General features: G+C 51.5%; 16 protein-coding genes. 4 read left to right on the top strand and 12 right to left on the bottom strand.

The window, feature by feature from the left end:
* Window positions 1–117 precede the first annotated feature (117 nt).
* The 4 genes from PGX44_RS01365 to PGX44_RS01350 form a co-directional block, all read right to left on the bottom strand.
* Window positions 118–2028, bottom strand: coding sequence for a sigma 54-interacting transcriptional regulator (locus tag PGX44_RS01365; protein ID WP_498853948.1), 1911 nt, complete (start codon window positions 2026–2028; stop codon window positions 118–120).
* A gap of 158 nt (window positions 2029–2186) precedes the next feature.
* The gene (locus PGX44_RS01360) at window positions 2187–3446 is read right to left on the bottom strand and encodes an SLC13 family permease (protein ID WP_498853947.1); all 1260 of its coding nucleotides are present in this window, start codon (window positions 3444–3446) and stop codon (window positions 2187–2189) included.
* Window positions 3447–3458: 12 nt separating this feature from the next.
* Complete coding sequence (locus tag PGX44_RS01355; protein ID WP_498853946.1) at window positions 3459–4361, bottom strand: hydroxymethylglutaryl-CoA lyase; 903 nt, start codon at window positions 4359–4361, stop codon at window positions 3459–3461.
* Between the two features lie 21 nt (window positions 4362–4382).
* Entirely contained in the window at window positions 4383–5576 is a 1194-nt protein-coding gene (locus tag PGX44_RS01350) for a CaiB/BaiF CoA transferase family protein (RefSeq protein ID WP_498853945.1), read from the bottom strand.
* 954 nt (window positions 5577–6530) lie between these two features.
* Here PGX44_RS01350 and PGX44_RS01345 point away from each other — a divergent pair.
* Window positions 6531–7370, top strand: a complete 840-nt coding sequence (locus tag PGX44_RS01345) for a bifunctional hydroxymethylpyrimidine kinase/phosphomethylpyrimidine kinase (protein ID WP_498853944.1) — start codon at window positions 6531–6533, stop codon at window positions 7368–7370.
* An 84-nt stretch (window positions 7371–7454) separates the two neighbouring features.
* On the opposite strand, the gene PGX44_RS01340 is transcribed toward PGX44_RS01345, so the two are convergent.
* Window positions 7455–8660: an aminotransferase-like domain-containing protein gene (locus PGX44_RS01340; protein WP_498853943.1), complete on the bottom strand. Its 1206-nt coding sequence runs from the start codon at window positions 8658–8660 to the stop codon at window positions 7455–7457.
* A gap of 68 nt (window positions 8661–8728) precedes the next feature.
* Complete coding sequence (locus PGX44_RS01335; RefSeq protein WP_498853942.1) at window positions 8729–9310, bottom strand: 5-formyltetrahydrofolate cyclo-ligase; 582 nt, start codon at window positions 9308–9310, stop codon at window positions 8729–8731.
* A 196-nt stretch (window positions 9311–9506) separates the two neighbouring features.
* Between PGX44_RS01335 and hcp the strand changes: the two genes are divergently transcribed.
* Window positions 9507–11078 (top strand): hydroxylamine reductase, encoded by a 1572-nt coding sequence (gene hcp / locus PGX44_RS01330; protein WP_222433640.1) that lies wholly within the window; start codon window positions 9507–9509, stop codon window positions 11076–11078.
* A 53-nt stretch (window positions 11079–11131) separates the two neighbouring features.
* Here the strand turns inward: hcp and PGX44_RS01325 are convergent, their stop codons facing one another.
* On the bottom strand, window positions 11132–11749 hold the full coding sequence (locus PGX44_RS01325) for a TetR/AcrR family transcriptional regulator (protein ID WP_498853941.1): 618 nt from the start codon (window positions 11747–11749) through the stop codon (window positions 11132–11134).
* Window positions 11750–11904: 155 nt separating this feature from the next.
* Between PGX44_RS01325 and PGX44_RS01320 the strand changes: the two genes are divergently transcribed.
* Window positions 11905–12702 (top strand): MBL fold metallo-hydrolase, encoded by a 798-nt coding sequence (locus tag PGX44_RS01320; RefSeq protein ID WP_498853940.1) that lies wholly within the window; start codon window positions 11905–11907, stop codon window positions 12700–12702.
* Window positions 12703–12770: 68 nt separating this feature from the next.
* On the opposite strand, the gene pyk is transcribed toward PGX44_RS01320, so the two are convergent.
* The 5 genes from pyk to PGX44_RS01295 form a co-directional block, all read right to left on the bottom strand.
* Entirely contained in the window at window positions 12771–14519 is a 1749-nt protein-coding gene (pyk, locus tag PGX44_RS01315; protein WP_498853939.1) for a pyruvate kinase, read from the bottom strand.
* A gap of 24 nt (window positions 14520–14543) precedes the next feature.
* On the bottom strand, window positions 14544–14930 hold the full coding sequence (mgsA, locus tag PGX44_RS01310) for a methylglyoxal synthase (RefSeq protein ID WP_498853938.1): 387 nt from the start codon (window positions 14928–14930) through the stop codon (window positions 14544–14546).
* A 182-nt stretch (window positions 14931–15112) separates the two neighbouring features.
* Entirely contained in the window at window positions 15113–17101 is a 1989-nt protein-coding gene (locus PGX44_RS01305) for a M13 family metallopeptidase (protein ID WP_498853937.1), read from the bottom strand.
* The gene (gene queC, locus PGX44_RS01300; RefSeq protein WP_498853936.1) at window positions 17098–17796 is read right to left on the bottom strand and encodes a 7-cyano-7-deazaguanine synthase QueC; all 699 of its coding nucleotides are present in this window, start codon (window positions 17794–17796) and stop codon (window positions 17098–17100) included. Before queC ends, PGX44_RS01305 begins: the two co-directional genes overlap by 4 nt.
* Before the next feature lie 14 nt (window positions 17797–17810).
* The gene (locus PGX44_RS01295; RefSeq protein WP_498853935.1) at window positions 17811–18677 is read right to left on the bottom strand and encodes an alpha/beta fold hydrolase; all 867 of its coding nucleotides are present in this window, start codon (window positions 18675–18677) and stop codon (window positions 17811–17813) included.
* A gap of 151 nt (window positions 18678–18828) precedes the next feature.
* Here PGX44_RS01295 and PGX44_RS01290 point away from each other — a divergent pair, with 151 nt between their 5' ends.
* Complete coding sequence (locus PGX44_RS01290; protein WP_498853934.1) at window positions 18829–19671, top strand: DMT family transporter; 843 nt, start codon at window positions 18829–18831, stop codon at window positions 19669–19671.
* Window positions 19672–19751: the final 80 nt, after the last annotated feature.

Genomic DNA, 19751 nt, shown 5'->3' with positions numbered 1-19751 from the left:
CCCTGAAATTCCCGCATCACGTCAGCCCCGACAAAAGTCTAAGGACACGCGATCTGTCACAGTCCGTCCTCACAAAGTACGTAACAGCGAATAACCAGGCCATCTGCCTGCTGCAATTTATTTCATATTTGTAATTCTTATATTGAACTCTTCCATCTTTTTATAAAGAGTGCTGCGGCTACACTTTAATAACCGGGCTGTGCGGGAAACATTCAGTTGATTGACAGACAGCGCTTTTATGATTGCTTCGCGGCTCCACCGTTCCAAGGTGACATCTGTTTCCTTCGGTTCCGTTTCTTTGGGTTTCAGGCGCGGCAACGTGGAGAGGATATCTTCTACGGCAACACCATTAGTCAAGAGAACACCTACGCGTTCGACAAAATTTGACAGTTGCCGCACATTCCCTTTCCAGTTATAGCCCTCCATATGCTGTTCAATGGTTAGTATTTTATCTTCGTACTTACGGTAGTCGGCACCAAAAAAATGATGAAACCATTCATTGCATAGTAATAGTGAATCTCCTGCGCGTTCCCGCAAAGGGGGAATTTCCAGCGTTAGAACGCCTAGCATATAGTATAGTTCTTCAAGAAAATTTTCATTTTCAATTTCTCCAAAAATAGCCGGATTCGTCGAGGCAATGATCCGCACGTCTACGGGGATCACATGATCGCCGCCCATGCGGCGGACTTCTTTATCCTCCAGGATGCGCAATAAAACAGCCTGCACTTCTAATGGAGCTGCTTCCACCTTATCAAGGAACAAGGTACCGCCATGGGCTAATTCAAAGGCTCCTTCTTTACGGCCTTTATTGCCAAAGGGACCATAGCCGTTTTCATACCCCTGTAATTCGGCCAGCAGAGCAGCAGACGAAATATTGGCGCAGTTTAAGGTAACCAAGGGATGATTACGCCGCTGGCTTTCCCGATGGATGGAATGGGCAAACATTTCTTTTCCCGTACCGATTTCTCCAATGAGCATAATATTGGACGTGTACTTTGCATAGCTCTTGGCAATCCGGATGGCCTTTTTTATAGCGTCTGATTCCCCTATAATATCGGCAAATCGATGCCGTGATACCATGCCGCGTTTATGCAAATTACTGCGTATTTTTTGTTCTGTAATCTGAATGGATTCAATATCCCTAAAGGTAGCTACGACGCCTTCAATTTGATCGCCAATAAGAATAGGAATGCGGTTCGTGTTGATAATGGCATTTTCTACCTTCATCAATTCGTCGATTTCCATTTCGCCGCTTTTTAAGGTACTTTTCAGCCGTGTCGTAGGCAGCACGTCTTCTATATCTTTTCCCTCATAGGGTTTATTTTTCAAAGGCAGAATCCGTTCTGCCTGCTTATTGACGACTTCGACCTTGCCGTTTTTATCAATGGCAATAATCCCATCATGAGTATAATTGAAAATAGCTTCATAGCGTCGCAATTGTACTTGTAACACTTTCCGCTTCGTTTCTTCCAACAGCAGGGACGACAGGGCTTGCTGGGCTGAATCTAGCGCCGTTTCAATATCTTCCTGTGCGTTTTCCAGGGTAATATAATCCAAACGGTAGCGTCTGGCATATTCCCGGGTTACCGTACCGCCTACGCCCAATACATTGCCATCCTGGATAGCCTTTTTTACAGCTTCTTCGGCACTTTGTTCATCATGAAAGCGGTAATACGTAGCCTTAACATGCATTAAATAACAAAGAGTTCTTACACTGCCCTGAATCTCTTCGACAGAAAAGAAAGCAATCGAACCTTTTATATTTCGTATTGTTTCAAAGGCCTCAATATAGCAGCCACTGGAAAATTTGACAGTAATAACCGGTATATCAAAATTTTTTCGTAAAAGAGCGCCTGTACCGCCACGGCTGATCAACACTTTGGTTCCCGATTGAATGGCTCTGGTCGCAATTTCTTTCGCTTTTTCTACAGCTCCTACCTTCACACAGACATCTAAGTTTCGTTTCGTAATAATTTCTTCAGCCCGTGTAGCCAGTAATTCAGACGGAGCAATAAATAATATCTTCACGTTTTCCACCATCCGCGTAGTAAAATCCGTATCCTTAGCCTAACGCCAGCCAGGGATACAAAAACTCCTCATATGTATAATAAAGGTTTGATACTCTCTATTATACATGGAGGAGTTTTTATTTTAAATAAAACTATGCGATTTTAATGAACCCTCTATCAAAAGATTCCATAGGCACCGATCAGCGCCAGCAATACATCGAATACCACACAGAATACAGACCAAGCGAAGAGTTCAACAAACAATTTATTGGAGCTGATCTTTTTCGCGTATTCTGCATCGCCCTGGTACGCACTCATGATGATGGCACCACCTGTAGAAGCCGGGCTTAAGCCTGCACACGCGGCACAAATGCCAATAGCCGTGACCATCTGTTCAACCGGAGCCCCCGGAACGGTTTCAGCCAAGCCGGCAACAATCGGCATCATCGTCGGGAATACGACGCCAATGGCAGAACTGAACCAAGACAAGACACCAGCAGAGCCACCGGCAATGGCAGCAGCCGTAGCAGGCGACATAACAGAAGCCAGAACAGAAGCGATAAGGGCAATGCCGCCAGAGCTGATGATGAACTTAACCAAGACGCCGACACCACAAACCATGACCAGTGTATCCCAAGGAATTCTCTGCAGAACCACCTTAGAATCGCCAATATTGAGAAGCAAGAGGAAAACAGCTACAATGAAGGAAGCCAGACCTACGTTCATATTAAGGAAGATAACACCCATCAGCATGACCAAGATACTCAGCAAGGCAATGATCTGCGGGCCAGTAAACTTTTCAATCTTTTCGTCTTCCTGTGCTACAGCGGCTGGTTTTACCTTATAGCCCTTATAGTACACAAAGACAATGATTGACAAGAGAGCTACAGCGATGAACGAGCCGCCTACCATGGTTACAGCCAAGTCCGTATAGCCTGCAGGCCCCATAATAGAAGAAATCAAGACACCTTCTGGCGTGATTGCTGTAAAACGACCGGTAAAGGTACCCAGCTCACCGATAATCAGCAGCATAATTGGATGATATCCCGTCTGATGTGCCAAGGGAATACCGAGTGCAGCAACAAAGGCCAAGGCCGGTACACAGCCCGGGCCAATCCCGGCAATTACAGCACCGATGAGAAATAGGAGAATTGGGATAAACCAAACTTGCTTCTTAAACTTACTGGTAATCTTTTTGAGTAATAGCTCCAAACACCCATTATACGCAACGACCCCGAAAAACAGGGTGATACCCATTAAGGTAATAAACAGGGACGAGTTAAAACCGGTAATAACATCTTTGGCCTTGAATGTTCCTGTACCGTAGGCAATGATGGATGCAGCGGCGATAGCCAGCAAGCCGATGTTTATCTTGCGCACAAAGCCGATAATAATGATAAGGAGTAATACAAGTAATAACGCTATTTTGATATCCATAGTATTCCCCTCCTACCGGAAACATTTTGATGTCTGGTCAATATGGATATGGTGACCACTGTAGACACCCGTCGGAATCATCTGGACTTCTTTTTTTGCTAAATTCAAAACCTGTTCAAAATCTACACCTGTTTCGTAGCCCATTTCATTCAACATGTATACCATGTCTTCCGTTGCCAGGTTACCCGATGCGCCTGGTGCAAAGGGACAACCACCTAAACCGCCCAAGGTAGACTGAACCTTTGTGATTCCTGCTTCAATCGCGGCCAACGTACAAGCTACGCCCATATTGCGTGTATCATGAATATGTACCTGCAAATCCAATTGCGGATAGGCAGCTTTTACGGCCGTAACGACTTCCTTCACCTGTCCCGGATTAGCAATACCTATGGTATCACAAAGGCAAACGTTCTTTACACCTAATTTGACGTACGCATCCAGGAATTCGACGATGTGTTCTACCGTGAATTTTCCTTCAAAGGGGCAGCCAAAGGTCGTTGCCAAATCCAATACAATATCCATATCGGGATAGGTCGTCATAATTTCCTTCAAGGCATCATAGGACTGTTCATGCGTGCGGTTGATATTAGCCTTATTATGGCTGGCACTGAGGGAAACTACATAAGCAACCCGCTTAATACCTACTTCCGCAGCCGTTTGAGCGCCTCTCAGATTAGGAATCAAGGCCATCAAATCGACATCAGGATATTTTTCTAAACAAACGCGGGCAATTTCTTTTGCGTCCTTAAGCTGGGGAATCGCTTTAGGCGAAACAAAGGACGTAATTTCAATGTGTTTGATACCAGCCTTGACCAAGCCATCAATAATGGCCAGTTTATCTTCGGCAGGAATATACTCTTTTATATTTTGAAATCCGTCACGAGGGCCGACTTCATAAATATCGATCTTTTCCATACAGGCATCCTCCTTCAGAAATTATAAAACGTTCTTTTCCTTTAGCTCTTTCAGTTGTTCTTCTGTCAGGCCCAACATCTTTCCATAAACATCTACATTATGCTGTCCCAGTGTCGGTGCCGGCATACGAACTTTCTGTTCCCAATCTCTGAATTTGATCTGATCACCTGTCAACGTCGTATGACCAGCTACGGGGTGTTCTACGTCAACAAACATCTTGCGTGCATCGGCAATATGCGGATCCTTGACGATTTTGTCGATAGTCATAATCGGGCACGAAGGAACACCGGCTTTTGTCAGGCGGTCAGCGACTTCGTCGACAGTCTGGTCTTTTGTCCAGTTTTCTACGATTACTTTCAGTGCTTCATGATGAGCAACGCGATCCTTTACGGTCTTATACGCAGGATCATCGGCTAATTCAGGCTGGCCCATTTCTGCGCTCATCAATTTCCACAGTTTATCATTGCCACAGCCGATGATGACGCTGCCATCTTTAGCAATGAAGGAATCATACGGATAGGTCGATTCATAACGGTTACCAATACGTTCCGGAATACGGCCACTAGCCAAATAGATCTGTGTAATGATTTCCAGGGAAGAAACGACAGAATCGACCAGAGCGACATCAACCATTTCCCCTTGACCGGTTTTAGCCTGACGTACTAAGGCGCCTAAAACACCAACCGTAAGGCTTAAGCCACCGAGAACGTCGCCCATAGCTGTACCACAACGGGTAGGCTGTCCACCGGGCCAGCCGGTTACGCTCATGAGACCGCCCATGGCCTGACCGATGATATCATAACCGGGGCGCTGGCTGTACGGGCCATACTGGCCAAAGCCGGAGCAAGCACCATAAATGATAGACGGGTTGATTTCCTTCAATACATCATAATCGAGACCCAGTTTTTTCATCGTGCCAGGACGATAGTTTTCAATGACTACGTTGGCTTTCTTTACCATTTCCTTGAAGATTTCCTTACCTTCCGGTTCCTTCAGATTCAATGTAACGCCATATTTATTACGATTCAGGTTCATAAAATAGCAGCTCTGTTCATTTAAGAACGGACCGAAGGCACGGCTGTCATCGCCTTTGCCAGGACGTTCAATTTTAATAACCGTAGCGCCCATGTCGGCTAAGAACATACCACAGTAGGGACCTGCTAATACACGCGTTAAATCCAATACAACTACACCATCAAGAATTCCTTTACCCATACGTATTCACCTTTCTTTTAGAAAATAACGACTACAAATAAATGCATACTGACCTCTTCGTGCATACGCTCAGCCTAAGGTCTTGGCTGACTTGGCTGTATTGTATCGTACTTTCTTCTTACGGTAAAATTGTATTGTATTTAATCATTGTTCGTTTTTGATTCTTTTTGTATTTTATTGATTTTAACAAAACACTTAATTGGGTATTTCTCTCATAAAAAAGATAAAGAACTTATCCCATTTTTTGTAACCAACCCTCCATTATTGCTGTTTTATGTATGAATCTGTTCACTTTTTTCGATACAAAAAAGTACATTTTCGCTCTGTAAAAAATTTATTTTACAGAGGCCTGGTCATTCCGAATTTTTCTGCTCCTATATGACAGATACTCATAGATACAGCAGCCTCCTGTCCGGCTATCTGTCCGAGGCTGTCGCCGGCTAGGCGTAGTGCATCTTGGCCGGGCTAGTTTCTTTTTTTATTCTTTTCGAGGAGGCCTGCTATGTAGTCTACGCTGTCGTGGCCGCCGTAGGAGGCGATTCACGTGGTACCTGCTACGCAGAAGGACGTCAGTGAATCGCCTCTACTGCGCACGTTACGTTAGTGCCATGAATCACCTGGAAAAATTTTAGGCTACAAGCCATGGAAAGAAGCCTTCAGCTTACAATTTAGGAAATGAAAAATCAGAAAAGCAACTAAACAGACAAAAAAGTACTCACTTTTTTATCAGGCAAAAAGAGCCAGGAATGCCTGTGCGAAGGCGTTTCTGGCTCTTTATTACTTCCCAAGTGTCAAATACCAAATAGACGCACGCATGGGAACAGAAGCGATTCGGTATGAGTCAAATGCATAAAAATGAAAGTTTATACTTTTATATTATAATTTTATGCTTGAAATACATGAGGCAATACGTTATAATTCATAAGTATAACAACTATACCAAGAGGTGATTACATGTTTACTAAGCGGGTTTTAGCCCTCCACGACCTGTGTTCCTATGGCCGTTGCGCCTTATCTGCCGTTGTGCCAATCATCTCGACCTTAGGTTTTCAGGTCTGCTCTATGCCTTTGTCCCTGCACAGTCATAGTCCGGCGTTTGCAGAGTACGAATCGGCTGATACGTCCAGGATTATGAAGAGTTTTATTGCCAAGTTGAAGGAGTCCGGTTGTTCTTTCCCGGTCATTTATATCGGCAAGCTCTCTGATGATGCGCATTTTCTCGTTGCCCTTGAGGCGATTGAGGCTTTGTCCCAGGCTGATACCAAGGTTATTGTCGATCCGATTCTGGCTCCTTCTCCTTATGAAAAGGCGTCTGCTTGTACGGCTAAGCGGCTGCGTCTTATGAAGAAGCTCATCAGTAAGGCTACGATCATTACGCCTACTTTGGCAGAGGCCTGTGTTTTGACGGGGATCAAAGCCGATCTTCGTAAGGGTTCTGTCCTCAATGAGGTGCTGGTGGTCTCCCAGCTGTTGAAGCGTATGGGGCCGAAGGATGTAGTGATTACGGATATTCCGCAGACCAAGAAAAAAAGCCGTCATTTTTGTCTGCAAGAGGAAACGGCTGCGTATTATGAACGGGAAGTGCAAAAGATTGATACGGCCATTCCCGGTGTCAGCGACGTTTTTTCCAGTGTCATTGCCGGGGCTACGCTAAAGGGCGTGTCTATTCACAGGGCCACCGATTTGGCTACGAATTTTATCGATTATGCTGTCGATTACACGCGTTCTATGAGCGGCGACCTGCGGGAGGGGCTTTTGCTCGAGCCGTGTTTGCGCCAGCTTTTGAAAATATAAATACGTACGACAAAAAAACGCACACGTGCCGCGTCTAAGGGAAGGCCTTAGGACGTGCAAGGGTGCGTTTTCTGTATATATGGCTTATAGTTTCGTCTTGATGTAGTCGCCCAGGCGTTTGATGCCGACTTGGATTTTTTCCGGTGTAACGGCGCCAAAGCTGATGCGCATGCAGTGCTTGCCTGCATCACCGCCTTCGACATAGAAGCCGCTGCCGGCTACGAAGGAAATGTGCAGCTGGTCCATCGTTTCCTTGAGCAGTTCTGTCGTATCGATGTCGCCAGGCAGTTCGGCCCACGTAAAGAGGCCGCCGTCAGGATAGGTATGCTTTGTCCCGGCCGGGAAGTACGTGTCGATGGCGTCCATCATGACAGCACAGCGTTCCCGGTAGAGAGCGCAAATGCGTTTGAGGTGTTCCGGGAAGTAGCCCCGTTTGAAGAATTCTGCCGCCAGAACTTCGGATATCTTGCTGGAATGGGAGTTCGTCGCCACTTTGGCGTAGGAAATCTTTTCCATAATATCGTCCGGTGCGACGACATAGCCCAGACGGCTGCCGGGCGAGAAGATTTTGGAGAAGCTGTTGGCCAGTACGACGTGACCGGTCTGGTCAAAGGCTTTGATGGGCAGGAGGTCCTTGCCTTTAAAGCGGATATCCCGGTAGGGATCATCTTCGAGGACGAGGATATCGTATTTTTCTGCCAATTCGGCCAGTTTCTGCCGGCGATCCTGGGCCAGGGTGACACCTGTCGGGTTTTGGAAGGTCGGTACCGTATAAATCATCTTGGGATGGTATTTTTTGATTTTTGCTTCTACGTCTTCCAGGATCAGGCCCTGGTCATCCATCTGGCAGGGAATGCAGACGGCATTGAAGATCTGGAAGATCATGACGCAGTGGACGAAGGTCGGCGATTCGACGAGGACTACATCGCCCGGGTCGAGGAAGACGTCGCACATGAGCTTCATCGTTTCCAGGCCGCCGGCCGTAATGAGGATGTTGTCGGCCGTCGTTTTTACGCCCTTAGGTGCTAAGAGCTGGGCGGCAATAATTTCGCGCAAATCGCGGATGCCCATTTTCGTGCCGTACGCCAGTGCTTCTACCCCTCGTCCGTCACGGCGGAACACGTCCTGCGAGATTTCCTGCAGTTCATCGACCGGCAGGGCTTCCTGGGCCGGTGAGCCAATGCTGAAGGCAATGCCATCGGCGGCGGTCATGGGCTGAAACAGTCTGTCCATGACATCACACGTTTCTACCAGTGCCGGATCAGACCAGCGTTTCGAAAATTTTGTCATATAAATCCCTCTTTCTACCCTATTATATAGTGAAACAGGCGCATGCCGGCTTGGGCACTTGCCTATTTTCAGCGTGAGTTGCGGCCTGTGCGGCTGATGCCCGCTTCGGAAATGACGACGTCCATCGGCTGGTCGTGTTCTTCTACAGGTACTGTTTCTGACATGGTGCGGCTGCGGCAGAGGACGACGCGCAGGAAGTGGCTCTGGGCCAGATACACGTCGTAGAAGCCGGCGCCGTAGCCCAGGCGGTCACCACTAGCCGTACAGGTACAGCAGGGGATGAGACCCAAATCGATTTCGTCCGGACGGAGGCGCGCTGTATGGGCTTTCGGTTCGAGCAGGCCGTAGAAGCCTTTTTCCAGATCGTCCATACCCGTAATGCGGCGTACTTCCATGGTCCGCTTGCCTGTGCATAAGGGGACGCCGACGATTTTCCCGGCTCGCAGCATGTCTTCAATCAGGGGCTGCGTACGGATTTCCCAGTCCATGCCGACGAAGACGAATACGGTCCTGGCGGCAGCGTATTCCGGCAGGGCGCGGATATGCTCGAAAATGGCCGCATCAGCGGCTTTACAATAGTCCTCCGGCAGCTGCCGTACACCTTGCTGAACAGCCCGGCGCAAGGACTTCTTTTCTTCTTTACAGGTCATTTTGATCACCCTTTCATTATAATCACATCATATCACAAATTCAATTATATGATATAATATACTCATAGAAAAAATCTGTTGCTGTTGTATATGCAACGGACTTTGTTATTTCTACAGGCTATACTGTAAGAGCAGTAAGGAACTGCGCTTACAGAACGCTTTCTCTTTTAATTAACGAATAGATCATCAGGAGGTAATGAAGATGGAACAACAGATGTTTTGCTTTCAATGTGAACAGACAGCCCGCGGTACCGGTTGTACCGGTTGCGCCGGCGTATGCGGCAAATCCGCAGAAGCTGCAGCCCTGCAGGACAAATTAACAGGTGCCCTGATCGGCCTGGCACGTACGTGCAAGACGGCAACGGCTACGGCTCATACGTACCGCATCGTCCTCGAAGGCCTGTTCACAACGATTACGAACGTTGACTTCGATGTCGTAACCATCCAGGCTATGCTGGACAAAGTACACGCAGAAACGGCTGCTTTAGGCGGCAGCGCTGCTTCCGACTACGATGTAAAACAGATTTGGGATGCCAACGAAGATATCCGTTCCCTCAAATCCCTCATCCTCTTCGGCATGCGCGGCATGGCTGCTTATGCATACCATGCACTGATGCTCGGCAAGACCAGCGAAGAAGTCGATACGTTCTTCGTAAAAGGCCTGGCTGCTCTTGGCGAAGACTGGGGCATGGCAGAACTCCTGCCGATCGTCATGGAAACCGGTAAAGCAAACCTGGCCTGCATGGCTATGCTCGACGAAGCCAATACATCCACGTATGGCACACCGGTTCCGACGGAAGTTTCCATGACCATCGAAAAAGGACCGTTCATCGTCGTTACAGGCCATGACCTGAAAGACCTGGAACTGCTCCTCAAACAGACCGAAGGCAAGGGCATCAACATTTATACACATGGCGAAATGCTCCCGGCCCACGGCTATCCGGAACTGAAGAAATACAAACACCTGAAAGGCAACTTCGGTACAGCTTGGCAGAACCAGCAGAAAGAATTTGCTAACGTTCCCGGCGCGTTCCTCTTCACGACGAACTGTCTCATGCCGCCCCGTCCGTCCTATGCAGACCGCGTATTCACGACGGAAGTCGTTTCCTATGCCGGCCTGACACACATTGGCGAAGACAAAGACTTTACACCGGTTATCAACAAAGCCCTCGAATTAGGCGGCTACAGTGAAGACCAGCACTTCACAGGCATCAACGGCGGCTCCACGGTTATGACAGGCTTCGGCCACGGCACGGTTCTTTCCGTAGCTGACAAGGTTATCGACGCTGTCAAAGCCGGCGCGATCAAACACTTCTTCCTCGTAGGCGGCTGCGACGGTGCACGTCCGGGCCGTAACTACTACACGGAATTCGTAAAACAGACACCGAAGGATACGGTTATCCTGACCCTGGCTTGCGGCAAATATCGTTTCAACGACCTCGATATCGGCACCATCGGCGGCCTGCCGCGCATCATGGATATGGGCCAGTGCAACGACGCTTACAGCGCTATTCAGGTTGCTGTCGCTTTGGCTAAAGCCTTCGATTGCGGCGTAAACGACCTGCCGCTCACCCTCGTTCTTTCCTGGTACGAACAGAAGGCTGTCTGCATCCTCCTTACCCTCCTCTATTTGGGCCTGAAGAACATCTATCTTGGACCGTCCCTGCCGGCATTCCTTTCCCCGAATGTTCTGCAGTACCTCGTAGACAACTTCAACATCACTCCGATCAGCACTCCGGAAGAAGACCTGAAGAAAATCCTCGGCTAAGCCTTAGCCCGGTATACGAACACCCCAGTCACACGGCTGGGGTGTTTTTTTGCTTATTCATTTCCCTTGGGAATACGGCTGAACATCTGCAGGATAAGGCTCTGAAACGCATACCAGGCCGGGTCCTTTTGCCATTTTCCCTGTTGGTTGACGGCAAAGGCACCGGCGACAAAGAAGAGGAAAATGCGCTCGGCCATGGCTTCATCTACGTGCAGGTAATGCTCCAGAAACGGCAGGGAACGGCTCTTTTCACGGCGAAAGATGAACTGCAGGACATAGGAGGAAATGGTTTCATCCAAAAAGAGGACGCGGTAGGCCGGTATGTCCGTTACGCGCTGGCACACAGGCAGGAGGGAATACTGCTGCAGGAGCCGTTCCGGCAGGGAGGCCGCGTCGCTCTCGACGAGCTCCAGGAGCTGCCAGAATTCCTTTTCCGTGAAATCCCCTTCCGTCAGGTGCAGGGCCTCCTCCAGAACGTCGTCGAGGACGTCGTAGAGATCGCGATAATGAAGATAAAAGGTCCCCCGCGTCAAATCGGCCGCACGGCAAAGCTGGGAGACGTTGATCTTGGTAAAAGGCCGTTCCTTCAATAAGGCCAGCAGTGTTTCCTTAATGACCCGGCACGTATAGCGGCTGCGCCGGTCTGTCTTGCGTGTTTTTTCTTCCATCATGAGCACCTCATTTTAGACAATTTTTTCTATCTGTGCAGGAACGTGACAGTTCCCGCTATCTGTCCATTGCATTCTCTCTCCCGCGCGCTATACTTAATACTATACAAGGTGTTCATTATTTGTCAACATGTATAGTATTTGCGTTAGGAGGAACTATGATGGAAATACAGCAGATCCGCAATGCAACCAACAAAATCACGTACGCCGGCAAGACCTTTCTCGTCGATCCCTGGCTGGTAAAAAAAGGCGGCATGGGTGCCATGGCCGATATTCCCGGCCACGCCTACCAGGTACCGGATCCGGTAAAGATGCAGATTGCCATGCCGATTTTTGATCTGCCCCTGCCGGTAACGGACATCCTCGCCGGCGTCGACGGCTATATCTTTACCCATCTCCATGCCGACCACATCGATCTCGCTGCCGATGGTACTGTCGGCGCGCCCTTGGACAAAGGGACGCCGGCCTTCGTCCAGGACGAAGAAGACGCAGCCATTTGCCGGAAATCCGGTTTTACAGACGTCCGCATCGTAGCTGCAGCAGGCACTGCCTTTGGCGCTATAACGCTGACCCGCGTGCCGTCCCGCCACGGCACAATGGTCCCGTGTGGCAACACCATGGGCGTCGTCCTGACAGCAGCGCAGGAAAAGACGCTCTACATCAGCGGTGATACCGTCTGGTACCCGGACGTGCAGGCTACGCTGCGCCGTTTCCAGCCGGCCGTCGTCACGGTCAACGCCTGTGCTGCTGAAGAAAGCACGTGCGGCCGCCTGATCATGAACGACGAAGACGTCGCCTGTGTAGCTGCCACCGTACCGGAGGCAACAATTTTTATCACCCATATGGATAACGTATCCCACGCGTCCATTACGCGTTATACCATGCGCGGACTCCTGGCCAAACGGCAGGTCACGAACTACGTCATGCCCGAAGACGGCGAAAGCGTCCGCTTCTGATCCCGGATATACAAAAAACGGCTTCCTTCCTCTTTTGAGGAAAGAAACCGTTTTTTTTATGTATGATATTAGCGGGCGTTGGCTTTGCCGCGGAAAATAGTGCCTCTGCCGGCATCGACAGTGACGACTTCCCCATTTTCCAGGAGGTCTGCTGCATGGGCAGCACCGACGATGGTCGGGATGCCAAAGGTAATGGCGACGATCGCCGATTCACTGGTCAGGCCTGCTTCTTCGGAAACGATGGCGCTGGCCCGTTTCATATAGTCCACGTATTCCGTACCGGCAGCGCGGACGACGAGAATATCTCCGTCCTTGAAGTTCTTCTGCAGGTCTGCCAGGCTGGTGCCGATGCAGACGGAGCCGATAGCGGAGTTACGGCCAATACCGGTGCCACGCAGGAGGGCGTCGCCGACGACCTGGACGCGGATCATATTGGTCGAGCCGGCCTTGGCTACAGGTACGCCGGCCGTGAGGACGACGAGGTCGCCGGCTTTGATAATGCCTGCGTCTAAGGCAGCATAAATGGCGTTGTCGACGACTTCATCGGTCGTATTGCCTTCCTGGCCTACAATGGCCTGGACACCCCAGTTCATTTGCAGGCTGCGGACAACATTTTCATGGGTCGAAACGGCGATGATTGGGCACGCCGGACGGTATTTGGACACCATCCGGGCTGTGCCGCCCCGTTCGGTCGAGGCGATGATGGCTGCGGCGTGCAAGTCCTGGGCAATTTTTACAGTGGCCTTGCCGATGGATTCCGTCGTCGTTGCCGGGCCGGCATTTTCATCTACATAGGCGCGGGGCGGGAACTGGCTTTCCGTATAGGTAGCAACACGGGCCATAGTCTGTACGGCTTCTACCGGGTAGAGGCCGCCGGCCGTTTCACCGCTGAGCATGACGGCGTCTGTGCCGTCGAGGATGGCGTTGGCTACGTCACTCGTTTCGGCCCGTGTAGGCCGGGGGTTGTTGCACATGGATTCGAGCATCTGCGTTGCCGTAATGACGGGCTTGCCTGCCATCTGGCATTTGTGGATGAGGAGCTTTTGCAGTGTCGGTACTTCTTCGGCCGGTACTTCTACACCGAGGTCGCCACGGGCTACCATGATGCCGTCGCTCATGCTGATGATTTCATCGATATTGTCGACAGCAGCCTTGCATTCGATTTTGGAGATGATCTTCATGTGGCTGTCGTGATTTTCCAGGATACGGCGGATGGTGAGGACGTCTTTGCCGCGCTGGATGAAGGAAGCGGCGATCCAGTCCATGTTCATGTGGATGCCGAATTCGATATCTGCTTCGTCCGTTTCTGATACGGCCGGCAGGTTGATAGCAATGCCCGGCACGGCGACGCGCTTGCGGTCGCTCATCTTGCCGCTGTTAAGGATTTTCGTATGAATGTCGTCGCCTTCGACAGACGTGACGACGAGATTGACCAGGCCATCTGAGAGGAGGATGTGGTCGCCGGCTTTGACTTCCTTGGGCAGGTCCTTGTAGGTCATGGAGGCAATGGTTTCATCGCCTTCGACGTCGCGGGCCGTCAAGGTAAATTCATGGCCTTCGACGAGCTCTACCGAGCCGTTTTTGAAGAGGCCCAGGCGGATTTCCGGGCCCTTCGTATCGAGCATGAGGGCGACGGGAACGTTGAGGTTGCGCGCTACGTTGCGTACCATTTCGATACGCTGTTTATGCTCTTCATGAGATCCATGAGAGAAGTTGAAGCGGGCGACGTTCATGCCGGCCTGAATCATTTTGGCCAAAATTTCTGGCGTATTCGAGCTAGGTCCCAGGGTACATACGATTTTTGTCTTTTTATACATAGGTAATGGCTCCTTTTCGCGATATTAAAATAAATCAGGCTGCGTATCCAACACAGTCAGCAGGATGCGGGCACTCGTTACATTCGTCGCAACCGGTACGGCGTGGACGTCACAAAGACGAAGAAAAGCCGATACGTCTGGTTCGTGCGGCTGGGCTGTCAGAGGATCACGCAGGAATACGACGCCCAACACCTGGTCCGATGCAATCATGCCGCCGATCTGCTGGTCACCGCCCATTGGTCCGGGCTGCATTTTCTGGATAGAAAGGCCCGTTTCATTTTCGATGCGGAGCCCTGTCTCACCGGTTCCCACGAGAGGATAGCGGGATAATACAGCTTTAAATGTAGTTGCCAATTCGACGATCGCGTCTTTTTTTGCATCATGCGCAATGAGTGCTATGTACTTTCTCATAAAATCCTCCTTACAATACCAGATCGCAGACTAAGCTTTTCACTTTTCGTCCCAGGGGTACGTTTTTTGTCCCACCCGGGGAGCAGGCCTTACCCAAAGATAAGACCTTCTTTCACTGTGATTGTATCGTATCAACCACAAGAATGCAAGCAAAAAAACGTCAGTAATCTGCAAAAATATGATTACCAAAGACCGACCCGCTGGTCCGGCGCTACGTACATGCCGTCACCACGGACGATATCGTAGGCCTTATAGAAGCCTTCTGTCGAGGAAAGGGCGCCGTTGACACGGGCCTTGCCGTTCGGGTGCGGGTCGAGTTTTACGAGCTGATACAGGAGCTGGTCCGTATATTTCGAGGCAAAGATGGCGGCAAAGTTCTGATACAGGTCGCGCCGTACGCGTTCCTCTGGGCCGGCAATAACCGTGGCTACGGAGAGGCCGCCGCAATCGGCAATGGCTTCGTTCATGACGAGCTGGCCGTTTTCGTAGAGGCCCGGCGCCAGCTGGTAGCGGCTATAATAGGGCGCAAAGGCAGAAGCCCGCTTCTGGAAGGCTGCGTAGTCGGCCGGCGTCCACCAGTCGATGAGATTGCCGTCCTTATCGGTATGGCTGCCGTTCGGGTCGAAGGCGTGGGAAATTTCGTGGCCAATGACGACGCCAATACCGCCCAGATTGGTGCCGCGCGATGCGTGGCTGTCGTAGAAGGGGGCCTGCAGGATGCCGGCAGGAATGGTGATGCTGTTGTTATCCGAAATATAGGCAGCGTTGACGTCCTGCGGATTAAAGGCATACCATTTATCGGGATTAAAGTCTGTACCCACGAGCTTTTCTTCTTCCCTGGCTGCCCAGGCTTCGTTTTGGAGGATATTGGTAAGCAAGTCGCCGCCCTTCCCTTCCGGTACGACAGCGTGCATATCTTCAATGAGTGGCTTGTCGTCCGCTGCCGGGCCGCCGACGAAGACGCGCAGACCGTCAAGCTTTTCTATGGCTTTTGCCCGCGTAGCGGCTGTGAGCCACGTATTTTGTTCCAGGCGGCTGCGGTAGACCTGACGGACTTCATCGATGATCTGGCGGACGGCTGCCTGCGTTTCCGGCGTGCAGCGTTCCTTCAGGTAGATTTGGCCCAGTTCATAGGGCATGAGGGACTGGAGCATGTACGAGGCCTGTTCTTTTTCCGTGCGGCTGGCGCGGATGCCATAGCGGTGGTTCTGGTAATGCTGGCGCAAATCGCGGAGGGGAATATCGCTATACGGGGCCAGCTGGTGATAGACACGGAACGTAAAGTACTGGCGGAAGAGGTCCAGATTGTCTGCCGTATAGGCCGCATCAAGGGCCTGCAAATAGGCCGGATCGGCCAGGTACAAGGTCTGCTCTTTTTCGAGGTGCCAGGCCCTTAGCAAGGCTTCGCCATCCAAATGGGGCGTCATGGCAATAAATTCCTGCCGCGAGACCTGGCGGTTTTGGACCATAATGTCGTTCATTTCTTCGCTCGTCAACAGCGTCGGGCCGAGTTTTTGCTCGAAGGCAAAAATACGGCCTGCCGCCGTGACGGCAGCCTTCTCAGCCAGGCCGCCGGCCGCAAGGACGTTGGCGACATACGTTTGATAGTCCTGCCAGGCGCCGGGCTGGGCTTCCTTTTCGAGATCGTAGCGGGAAAGGACCGGGCCGGCCGCTTCAAAGCGGGCAATGTAGCGGCGCTTGTCGGGCAGGCGCTGGGCGGACATGTCCATGAGGACGTCGATACCATACTGGTCGTGCAGGGCGCACACGGCTGCCGTCAGTTCAGCAGGCGTCTTAGCCGCCTGCAGGGGCGCTACGAGTGTCTCTAAGTGCGCCGGTGCCGTAGCATTGCGTGTCTTCTGGTCTGTAATGCACTGGTAGAGATCGGCTATTTTTTGTTCTTCCGTCCCCTCCGTATAAGTACCCTGCTTTTTGGCAATGGCTTCTATTTTTTTCGTCAGGAACTCTTTGTTTTCCCGGTTCCGTTCCTGAAACCACGACCACGACGATTCCGTAGGCTTGATCTTCTTTTCGGCCAGGACCTTTTCGTTCACGGCCTGGTAGAAATCATTTTTTTCGCTCACTGCCGCATAGCCTGTGCCGGGCGTCATGAGCCCCATGCCGAGGACGGCTGCCAGGGCTGCGCAGACGAGGAGTCTCCTTTTGCTCATGCCTTGGCCTCCTTCGTAAGGGCCGGGTCGGCTACGCCGTTAGCCGCAAAGGCAGCTGCCCTGTCGCGGCACGTACCGCAGACGCCGCAGGGCGTTTCACCGCCTTCGTAGCAGCTCCACGTCAGCTCGTACGGGGCTCCCAGTGCAAGGCCCTTCTTGACGACGCCGGCTTTGTTCCACGCCAGGAGCGGTGCTTCCAGGTGGCACGTGCGGCCGGAGCCTTCGTAAATGGCCGTGTTCATGGCCGCCTCGAATTCGGGCGTGCAGTCCGGATACGCCCGGCCGGCGGCATCGTCGGCATGGGCACCGTAATAAATGACTTCGGCACCGACGCTGACGGCAACGGCTGCGGCATAGGACAGGAAGAGGCCATTGCGGAAGGGCACGTACGTAGCGACCGTCCCTGTGCCGCCTTGGGCGGCCAGCTGGTCGGCATAGGACGTATGGGCAATGGCCTGGTCGCTCTTTTGGAGGAGCGAGCAATTACTATAGGTAAAGGCCTGGGCCAGATTGATTTCCTGCTGCTCTACGCCATAATGGGCTGCAACGGCCCGGGCTGCCTGCAGCTCTTTATCGTGCTTTTGGCCGTAGTAGACCGTCAGGGCCAGGACCTCTTCTTTTTTATATTTGGCCAGGGCTATGGCCAGGCAGGTCGTCGAATCGACGCCGCCGCTCAATAAAACAACACACTTCACGTACAATCAGCTCCTTATTCATGTAGTACCTGGGACAGGAAATGACGGATTTTGTCTGCTATTTCCGGCCCATGCGTTTCGAGGACAAAATGGCCGCCGTCGAGGAGTTCGACCTGGGCGCGGGGCACGTCTTTTTTGAAGGCTTCGGCACCGGCGGGAATGAAGGACGGGTCGTTCTTGCCCCAGACGCAGAGGACAGGCGGCTGGTTTTCCCGCAGGTACTGCTGGAAGGCCGGGTAGAGACGGACGTTGGTCTGGTAATCCCAAATGAGGTCCGACTGAATTTCGTCCCGTCCGGCCTTGGCCATGGCTACAAGGTCCAGCGTATAGCCATCGGGGCTTACGGAACCGGGCGCTTCGCCGCCTGTGTACTGGCCGATAACGGCGTCTGCCTGAAAGGCAGCCTTATACTGCTCGCGCAGTGCCGCCGTCGGCTTGGCCCAATAGGCCGCCCGGGCTGCCCATTTCTTGCCAAGGCCCGCTTCATAGACGTTGCCGTTCTGGCTGATGATGGCCCGGATCCAGCCGGGATGCCAGAGGGCCAGGCGAAAACCGATAGGTGCGCCGTAATCGAAGACGTACATGGAAAAATCCGTAAAGCCCTTCGCTACGAGGAAGGCTTCCATGACCTTTGCCAGGTGATCGAAGGTATAGGCAAAGGTCTTCCTGTCGGGATCGCCGGACTGGCCAAAGCCTGGATAATCCGGCGCAATAATATGGTACGCGTCGGCCAGGCGTGGTATGAGCCCGCGGAACATAGAGCTCGACGTAGGAAAGCCGTGGAAAAGGACCAGCTTGGGCAGCGACGGATCGCCGGCTTCGCGATAAAAAACAGGGGCGCCCTCTACGAGGAGGGTATGATAGGTTATATGCTGTGTCATGTCTTTTATCTCCTTTAATAGGAATAGATACTGTCGTTTTTATTATACCGCAAAATTCCCGGCGGCACAGGCAAAACTTTTCCCGCTGTCCATGCTATAATATAAACGTGTTCTCTATACTACATACTAAACCAAACGGGACGTGATCTACATGATTAAGGCATTACTGCTGCTGTATTTTATTTGGGGCTTTAACTGGATCGTCATGAAACTGTCGACGGCCTTTTTTCCGCCAGTGCTCTTTGTTTCCTACAGGGCCGTTCTGGGTGCTCTCGTCTTGCTCGCCGTCTGTGCCTGGCGGCATCTGCTGATTCCGGAAAAAAAGTATTGGCCCTGGATTTTCCTTTCCGGCATGACCCAGGTCGTATTGAACAATGCGGCCATGCAGATCGGCATCGTCAGTCTCAGTGCCGGCCTGGTGGCAGTCCTTAATTATACCATGCCCGTCTTTATGGCTATTCTGGCCCATTTCTTTTTGAACGAAAGGCTCACGCGCCGCAAGGTCCTAGGCATCGCGACGGCCATGGCAGGCCTGTGTCTGCTCATGAATGTCCATTTCGACGCGAATTTCCAGGCCATCTGTATCGTCCTGCTCGGCGCCCTGGGCTGGGCTATTGCCGGCGTGATCCTGAAGCTCAAATTGACGGCCTGCGATGTGTTACAATGTACGGCCTGGCAGATGGCGATTGGCGCCGTCGTCCTCTTTCTCTGGGCCGAAGGAAGCGGCCAGACGACGGTTATCTGGACGCCTGTGAGTGTAGCAGCCCTCCTCTACAACGGCCTTCTGGCAGCGGCCGCAGGTTTTTTCCTTTGGAATTATATCCTGCAGCATATGGAAGCGGCGAAGGCCGGTGTGGCCGTCCTCGTCGTACCGGTCATCGGCGTCTTGGGCGGTGTGCTCTGCCTGGGTGAAGTGCTGACCTGGAATATTGCCCTGGGCATGGTCTTAATCCTCCTGGGCGTAGCCTCTATCGTCTACAAAAAGCAAGCGTAATCCTTCCTATGAAGCTGAAAGGGGGCTGTGAAATAACGCCCCTATAAAAACGAATGAGGATCACTGGCTCGAAAGAGCCG

The sequence above is a fragment of the Caecibacter sp. AF58-12pH5A genome (assembly GCF_027681725.1).
Taxonomy (GTDB): domain Bacteria; phylum Bacillota; class Negativicutes; order Veillonellales; family Megasphaeraceae; genus Megasphaera; species Megasphaera hominis.
This window is presented reverse-complemented; position numbering and strand designations above follow the sequence as displayed.